This window comes from Bartonella massiliensis (genome assembly GCF_902150025.1).
In the GTDB taxonomy this organism is placed as follows: domain Bacteria; phylum Pseudomonadota; class Alphaproteobacteria; order Rhizobiales; family Rhizobiaceae; genus Bartonella; species Bartonella massiliensis.
Genome location: NZ_CABFVS010000037.1, coordinates 22,313 through 30,152, shown reverse-complemented (window position 1 = coordinate 30,152; position 7,840 = coordinate 22,313). Strand labels below are relative to the sequence as shown.

Below are 7,840 nucleotides of genomic sequence, written 5' to 3'. Positions count from 1 at the left end.
AAATCATCACCCGATCTTCATCAGGATGAATTTTAGGCAGACCCGTTGTTTCAAAAAAGCATCCACTCTCCATCACAGTTGTAATACGCCCCATATGCTCAGAAGATTCACGCGTGGTCATAGGATAAAACTTCAACTGTTTCGTGTATTCACCAATCAGTGGATCTTGTTGCAAAGAGCAAACAAGATCTTTTGCATAAGTCAACTCATTCTTTTCACGCGTTGTTTGAATAAGCACCACTTCTGAAAATTTTTCATACGTTTCAGGATCACGTATAAGGCTTGCAAAAGGAGCAACCCCCGTACCGGTTGAAAGAAGATAAAGGCGTTTTCCAGGAATAAGAGCATCAAGAACCAGCGTTCCCGTAGGTTTTTTACGCATGAGAACTGTATCACCAATTTTAATTTTTTGCAGATGCTCGGTTAATGGCCCTCCTGGAACTTTGATTGAAAAAAACTCAAGCTGTTCATCCCAAAAGGGACTCGCGATCGAATAAGCGCGATAAATCGGCTTTTTTGCATTTGGCAAACCGATCATAACAAATTCACCTGAACGAAAACGAAAACTTTCCGGACGATTCAGTCGAAATTTAAATAATCGATCCGTATAATGATAAACCTCTTGAACAGTAAGAGCAAATACATTCTCAGGAATCGGAAAATCTGAAGCAACGCTGCTGCTGTTTGACGAAACATTGGTAGCAGACGTATTCATACTCTTCCCCATAGCTTTATTGAACGTTAAATTTCGAATTCTTGACGTGATATAATACGTGCATAACCATCTGCCAACAATTTTCTTAAAGCAAAACTCTTAAGATTAACACTTTTATGTCAAAATTAATCGAATAAAGAAAATACAAATATAAATTATATTCCAAGAAAAAAATTGAAGATTAAACAATCACTGTACTCTCTTCGCCTTTAACACATCATGCCATTTGTCCATTATAACGTTATAACATTCTTTCACTTTACAAAGTTTATAACCCAAGACCTTAAAATAAAAGAGTTAAAACTTTTGTTAATTGAACAATAAACGCACGCCCCCAACAAAATCCCAGCATTATACAGCCATTGTTTTCTGACCTTTTTACACTGCTCCTGCCATAAACAAATGAATCTAACGCACTCTATGACCCCTCAAACTGATTTAACGCAAAACAACCAAAAGATAGCAAAGCCAATATGAAAGTCCCCAATCTACCTTGAAAAGAAATAATATCCAAATCAACGGCTTTTAATGGATCAGCAAGTGAATACACACTCTTTTTTATTTAAGAAAAGTAATTTTAAGTGCATGAAACAATATCTAAAATTGCCTAGATGAGTGATCGCCGCTTTTCTCGTGGAAAAAACGTGTAAGTCATTGCTTGTAATTCATTGATTGAGGGTAATAATTTATCATTTTATATTCTCTAAATAAGCAAGCCATGCTTATTTTAAGAGAAACAATTCCACTCGCAAAAACAGCATAACATTGCACTCTTCAAAATGATACAATACAATAAGTTATGTTTCATTTTTTTAATATGCCTCTGTTAGGAAAAATAAGTAAAAAACATAAATCTATGTTTTATCAATTATCAAACGACACTGGGTTGATAACAACACAGATAAAACGAAAACATCTCTTATATCCAGAGTACTATTTTACATAAAAAACGGCTTTCATAGTGCATGATTTAAGTATGGGAGACTTATGATTTTAGCCATAACAAACAGCATTTTTTCCTCTATCATAAGGTATCTTTATGAAATACCCTTACGCACGAACAAAGATAAGATTTTAAAATGAATAAATCCGTTAATGATGAAATAAATACATCCCTCTATGCAGCTGTCGCAACCATTGATGTCAGTGCCATTGTTGCCAATTATATCGCTTTAGCTCAACGTGTGGCTCCAACACAATGTTCAGCCGTTGTAAAAGCAAATGCCTATGGGCTAGGCACTCACAAAATTGCCCCTGCCCTCTATCAAGCGGGTTGTCGTACTTTTTTTGTCGCTCAAATCAGAGAAGCATTACAATTAAAGAGCATTTTACCATCAAATGCCATGATAGCCCTTCTGAATGGACTTCCACACTTGGCAGAAGAATTTGTCGCACAGTCTGGTATTGTTCCTGTCTTGAACTCTTGGAATGCCATTGAAGTTTGGCAAAAGATTTGTCAAAAAAAGGATAAAAAATTTCCAGCAATTGTTCAAATCGATACCCATATGAACCGATTAGGACTTGATCAAAAAGAATTACAAAAACTCATCAAACACCCTACAATTTTTGAAAAAGCAGACATAAAATATATTCTCGCTCACCTTGCTAATGGAGAAGATGATACACACCCATCAAATTATGCTCAATTAACTTCTTTCAAAACGGCTCTTGCCCAACTGCCCCCTTGTAGCGCTTCCTTTGCAAATTCTGGAGGTATTTTTTTGGGCTCAGATTTTTATTTTGACCTTGTTCGCCCTGGTATTGCACTTTACGGGGTCGATCCTTCCGGAAAACACACATCCCTTCTGAAACCTGTTTTAAAACTTGAAGCCCAAGTCATTCAAAACCGCATTGTTGATGCAGGAGCACCTGTTGGTTATGGAGAAAGCTTTATAACCAACAGACCAAGCACTCTGACAACCATTTCTATTGGCTACGCAGACGGCTGGCTCCGTTCTCTTTCGAATAAAGGAACTGTTTATTTCAATGGACACACACTTCCCATGGTTGGGCGCGTTTCTATGGATTCCATTATTGTCGATACAACCGATCTTGATCAAAAGCCTCAAATGGGTGACTGGGTAGAACTCATTGGACCCCATCAAACACTTGAAAAAGTATCTCTAGATGCCAACACCCTTCCCAATGAAATTCTAACGTCTCTTGGTTCGCGTTATAAATACATTTACACCTAGAAGCTCTCTGAAAAAAATAAACCGATAAAAATCATCATCTTAAAAAATCAGAGAGCTTCTACGAAAGATTTGAAAACAATCAAATAGAATGATCATGAAACTTCATGCAGTCACAGAGATCTCAAACTAGACAAGTTAATGAACTGTTTATGGAAAAGTCTTTTACCAAAAACACAAAAACTAAGCCTTTTTCGCATAAATTGACAAAAGAAACTCCTGCCAAATTTTTAAATCAATAGCCCCATTAAGCCAAAATATTCATTCTCTTCATATCATACAACACTTTGATTTATAATAATAGTCTAGCGTCATTCAATTTAAATTATAAGCTTGAATACCGCAAAACTCTCTTATTTCCATCTTATTCATAGTTAAGCAACCAAACCTATTCTTGTGCACACCACAAAGCAGAAAAAATCGTGTGGGTAAAATGATTTCAAAAAGGAAAATATATCTTATGAATTCCTAAAAGAACCCCTCCTTCATTGGGAAATTGATCAATAAATCATGAGGGTACCTGATTCACACCTTTCTGAAATAAAGATAGTGGTACGCAATAAACTTTATATCATTACGAAATGATTTTATATCATTCATCCGACCTTATACCACGAGTCTATCTTTACTACTCATAAAGCCTATTGTGAAATGATGACATATTGATTTATAATGATAATTCACTGTTTTGCATATTAAATGAAAGTCCCAAATACCGTAAAACTCTCTCATTTCAAATCTGCGTATATTTAATCAATCAAAATCACTTGGCTTACACATCATAAGCAGAACTGCGGATAAGTAAAAACTGTACAAGAACAGTATGTCTCTTATAAAGAGGCTCCAAGACCAAGGGCTTATACTATTAAACGTTGGCAAAATATGCGATGGGAAAGTGTGTGATAATGCCGCTTACTCTTTCACAAGCCTAAAGATAGAGCGACTTTATATTACTGTATGGGATCTTTACCATCATATCATTCATGGTTGCCACCATGTAATGGGCTTGAAAACCTTAAAAGGTATTTCTTTAAAACAAACTTATGAAACGACAACATACCTATATTCTGTTTGAGGTATTCTGTTTTACGTGAAAGGTGTGCCCCCATTAAAGAACACAATAAAACAAAAACATAAGGCAATAAATAATCTCTATTCTTAAAAACATTACTTTAGATGTTTTTGAAAACCGTAAAGCTGAATTAAAAGGAGATGACAAACTGGAGATTGATTTTTACCTCTACGGCTTTTACATTTTTTTCAAAATTAGATTGTCTTTCAACAGCAACAGAGATCTGCTATTCTCTTGCGCCCCCATCTGGCATACGGCTATCCAAAAACTGGACTACTCATAAAGTTCTTTTTTGTCTCAATCTCTGGCTCAAATACGCTCCTGCATAAAGATTAGATGTTGATTGATAAGCAACAGCTACAACATATATGCTCTTAGGAAAATAATGCTATAAAGTCAAAAACTGACCTGCAATAAACTGGAAAGATGTGCCGACTGTTTATAAAAGACTCTATAAAAAACAACCATAACAAAACTTGAGCTTTGCATTGACTTATTCTGACATGTGTTCATCCATATTTTGCATCATCTTCATAAAGAGCAGATTGAAGAAAAATATTAAGACAATTCTTAGCTCTAAAATATGAAAGGAAAGCGAGATGCGATAATAGAATTTCGCATGCCTTTATCATCAGAAGCATTAGAAATCCTAAAACAAGCATGCTCACTTTCTCGCAATGATTTCTTTTTTCTGCAAACTAGCCGGGGGCTGCTTGGTAAGATGTAGTATATCAAACCCCATGCAAAAAACTGGATTCTGTCTCTATAGGTTTTACTCTTGTTTATATGGATTGGCTGACTAGAAACAACCGATGCACCGAATCACGAAAACCAAGCGATACAATAAGAAGACAAAAGAGAGCATGCCTATCGCCAACAAAGCATAGCTTTTTTGTTGACCTTTTCGATTTTTCTCATGGTATAAAAACAAGAAAGCTCTAGAAAATAAACAAATAATGCCACAGTAAAATGTTCAAAGTAACATGCTCAATAAGCACAAAGCCCACACAAAATGTGTGGGCTTTTTTCGCTTATGCAAACAAATAAATTGCATACATATTTTTTAATAGCTATTTCCCAAGGGTGGACACGAACAAATAAGCATTCTATCTCCTGCAACATTATCAATCCGCGATACAGGAGGCCAATATTTATTGGCTAAATCAAGAGCACTATTAGGAAAAGCAGCTTCTTTTCGCGAATAGGGTCTTACCCAAGCGTCATCTAAAGTATCTGCGACGGTATGAGGGGCATTCACCAATGGATTATTGTCTTTTGGCCAAACCCCGCTCCCAACTTTCTTTGCTTCTTCAGCAATCGAGAGTAATGCATCACAAAAACGATCAATCTCTGCTTTTGGTTCTGATTCCGTTGGCTCAATCATCAAAGTTCCCGGAACAGGAAACGACATTGTCGGTGCATGGAATCCATAATCAATCAGACGTTTTGCGATATCATCCACACTCACCCCATACTGATCTTTCAACACACGTGTATCCACAATACATTCATGAGCAACCCTTCCATGTTTGCCCCGATAAAGAATGGAATAAGCGGAAGAAAGACGTGCAGCAATATAATTAGCATTTAAAATGGCTATTTGTGTCGCATATTTTAAGCCATCAGCGCCCATCATTCGAATATACATCCACGTAATGGCAAGAATAGATGCACTTCCATAAGGCGCTGCCGAAACCGCATGAGTTGTACCATCTTGTTCATGCCCTGGTAAGAAAGGCTTAAGATGCGTTGCAACCCCAATGGGTCCCATACCAGGACCGCCCCCTCCATGCGGAATGGCAAATGTTTTATGCAGATTCATATGACAAACATCAGCACCCATATCAGCAGGACGAGCAAGCCCCACAAGTGCATTGAGATTAGCGCCATCAAAATAAACTTGTCCACCATTTTCATGAATAATAGAACAAATTTCCTTAATACTTTCCTCATAAACACCATGGGTTGAGGGATAAGTAATCATGAGAGCGGCCAATTTATCCTTATGCAATTGCGCTTTCATTTTGAGATCATCAACATCAACATCGCCATCACTTAAACATTTTACCACCACAACTTCCATGCCTGCCATATGCGCTGAAGCTGGATTGGTCCCATGTGCAGAGGCCGGAATAAGACAAACTGTCCGTTGCTGTTCGCCCCGTGAGTGGTAATAGCGTCGGATAGCCAAAAGCCCCGCATATTCACCTTGAGCACCAGAATTTGGTTGAAAAGAAACTTGCGCAAACCCTGTAATTTCACACAACCACGCATTTAACTGCTTGATCATTTCCAAATAACCCGCCGCATCCTTTTGTGAAACAAAGGGGTGTATATTGGCCATGCTCGCCCAACTCACAGGCATCAATTCAGCCGCCGCATTAAGCTTCATGGTACAAGAACCAAGAGGAATCATCGCCCGATCCAGTGCCAAATCTTTATCCGCTAAACGACGCAAAAAGCGCATCATATCTGTCTCTGAATGAACCGTATGAAAAAAGGACTGAGAAAGAAAAGTAGCATCCCGCCTTTGACCAAAGAGTCGTGGAGAAGCTTGATCAACGAGTTGTGCCCCAAAAAGCTGTGCTAAAGCAGCAGCATCTTCTTCTGTCGATAATTCATCAAAATTGATTGCAATGGTGTCATCATCAAGAACACGAACAAGGCGTCCATTCATCTTGGCTTGATGTGCAATCTGGCGCGCTTTTCCCTTCACAACAATGCTAACGCAATCAAAAAAAGCCTCACCTTCACAAGAAACACCAGCAGCCTCTAAACTAGCAACAAAACGACATGTTAAATGATGAATCCGTTCTGCAATTTCTTGTAAGCCTTGTGGTCCATGCCAAACAGCATAAGCTGTTGCCATATTTGCCAATAAAGCCTGAGCTGTACAAATATTTGACGTCGCCTTATCGCGCCGAATATGTTGTTCACGTGTTTGCAAAGCTAAACGGAAACCAACGCGCCCTTTTGTATCAACAGACTGACCAACAATACGCCCTGGAATAAGACGTGTGAGCGCATCACTCACCGCAAGGTAACCAGCATGCGGACCACCAAATCCCATCGGAACACCATAACGCTGCATAGAACCAACAACAATATCAGCGCCCCATTTTGCCGGTGCTTCCATAAGGGTAAGCGCTAAAGGATCAGCCACAACGATAACCAGTGCTCCTTTTTCCTTTGCCTCTTTTATGACCTCACGATAATCATGAAAAGCCCCCTTTGTATCAGGCCAAGAGAGAACAATTGCCGCTGTATTAGAACAAATTTCCTTCTCGTCGCTTATCCGAATGCCTTGTGTTTCAGCACGCGTTTGCGCAACACTTAAAGTCTGAGGATGCAAAAGACTCTGAAGAGAAATTTTTGTTTTTTTCTCCCGCGCAAAACGGAAAGCAAGGGCATTAGCTTCCGCTAAAGCGGTTGCTTCATCAAGAAGAGAAGCAGCAGCAACAGGCAAACCGGTCAATTCACTAATCAATGTCTGAAAATAAAATAAAAGTTCTAAACGACCTTGACTAATTTCTGCTTGATAGGGTGTATAAGCGGTATACCAAGCTGGATTTTCAAACAGATTTCGCAAAATAACCGGAGGAACATAAGTTCCATGATATCCTTGCCCAATAAAACTTTTGTGCACACAATTACGCTCCATCATCTTGGAGAGTTCTTCCAAGGCTTGGGCTTCACTCGCAGCCTTTGGCAGATTAAGCGGACGCTCCAAATGGATAGAACCGGGAACAGCTTGAGAGACCAGTGTGTCAACACTATCGATCTCTAAAACATCAAGCATTTTTTGTGTTTCATCAGGACGCAGCCCAATATGTCGAGAAGAAAAAGAACGCTCACTCATGA

Annotated in this window: 3 protein-coding genes; 1 reads left to right on the top strand and 2 read right to left on the bottom strand. The window is 38.6% G+C overall.

The window, feature by feature from the left end; translation table 11 throughout:
• Nucleotides 1-715, bottom strand: a 715-nt coding sequence (locus tag FNZ60_RS07950) for a ferredoxin--NADP reductase (RefSeq protein WP_142417066.1), incomplete at its 3' end; no start/stop codon positions are given.
• Nucleotides 716-1,794: 1,079 nt separating this feature from the next.
• On the opposite strand from FNZ60_RS07950, the gene alr reads away from it, so the two are divergent.
• Nucleotides 1,795-2,910 carry an alanine racemase gene (gene alr / locus FNZ60_RS07945; RefSeq protein WP_142417065.1) on the top strand — a complete coding sequence of 372 codons (1,116 nt, stop codon included), beginning with the start codon at nucleotides 1,795-1,797 and terminating at the stop codon, nucleotides 2,908-2,910.
• A 2,132-nt stretch (nucleotides 2,911-5,042) separates the two neighbouring features.
• Here the strand turns inward: alr and gcvP are convergent.
• The gene (gene gcvP / locus FNZ60_RS07940) at nucleotides 5,043-7,838 is read right to left on the bottom strand and encodes an aminomethyl-transferring glycine dehydrogenase (RefSeq protein WP_142417064.1); all 2,796 of its coding nucleotides are present in this window, start codon (nucleotides 7,836-7,838) and stop codon (nucleotides 5,043-5,045) included.
• Nucleotides 7,839-7,840: the final 2 nt, after the last annotated feature.

Coding starts and splice junctions, on each gene's coding strand:
- alr (WP_142417065.1), top strand. CDS start 1,795: ATGAATAAATCCGTTAATGATGAAATAAATACATCCCTCTATGCAGCT.
- gcvP (WP_142417064.1), bottom strand. CDS start 7,838: ATGAGTGAGCGTTCTTTTTCTTCTCGACATATTGGGCTGCGTCCTGAT.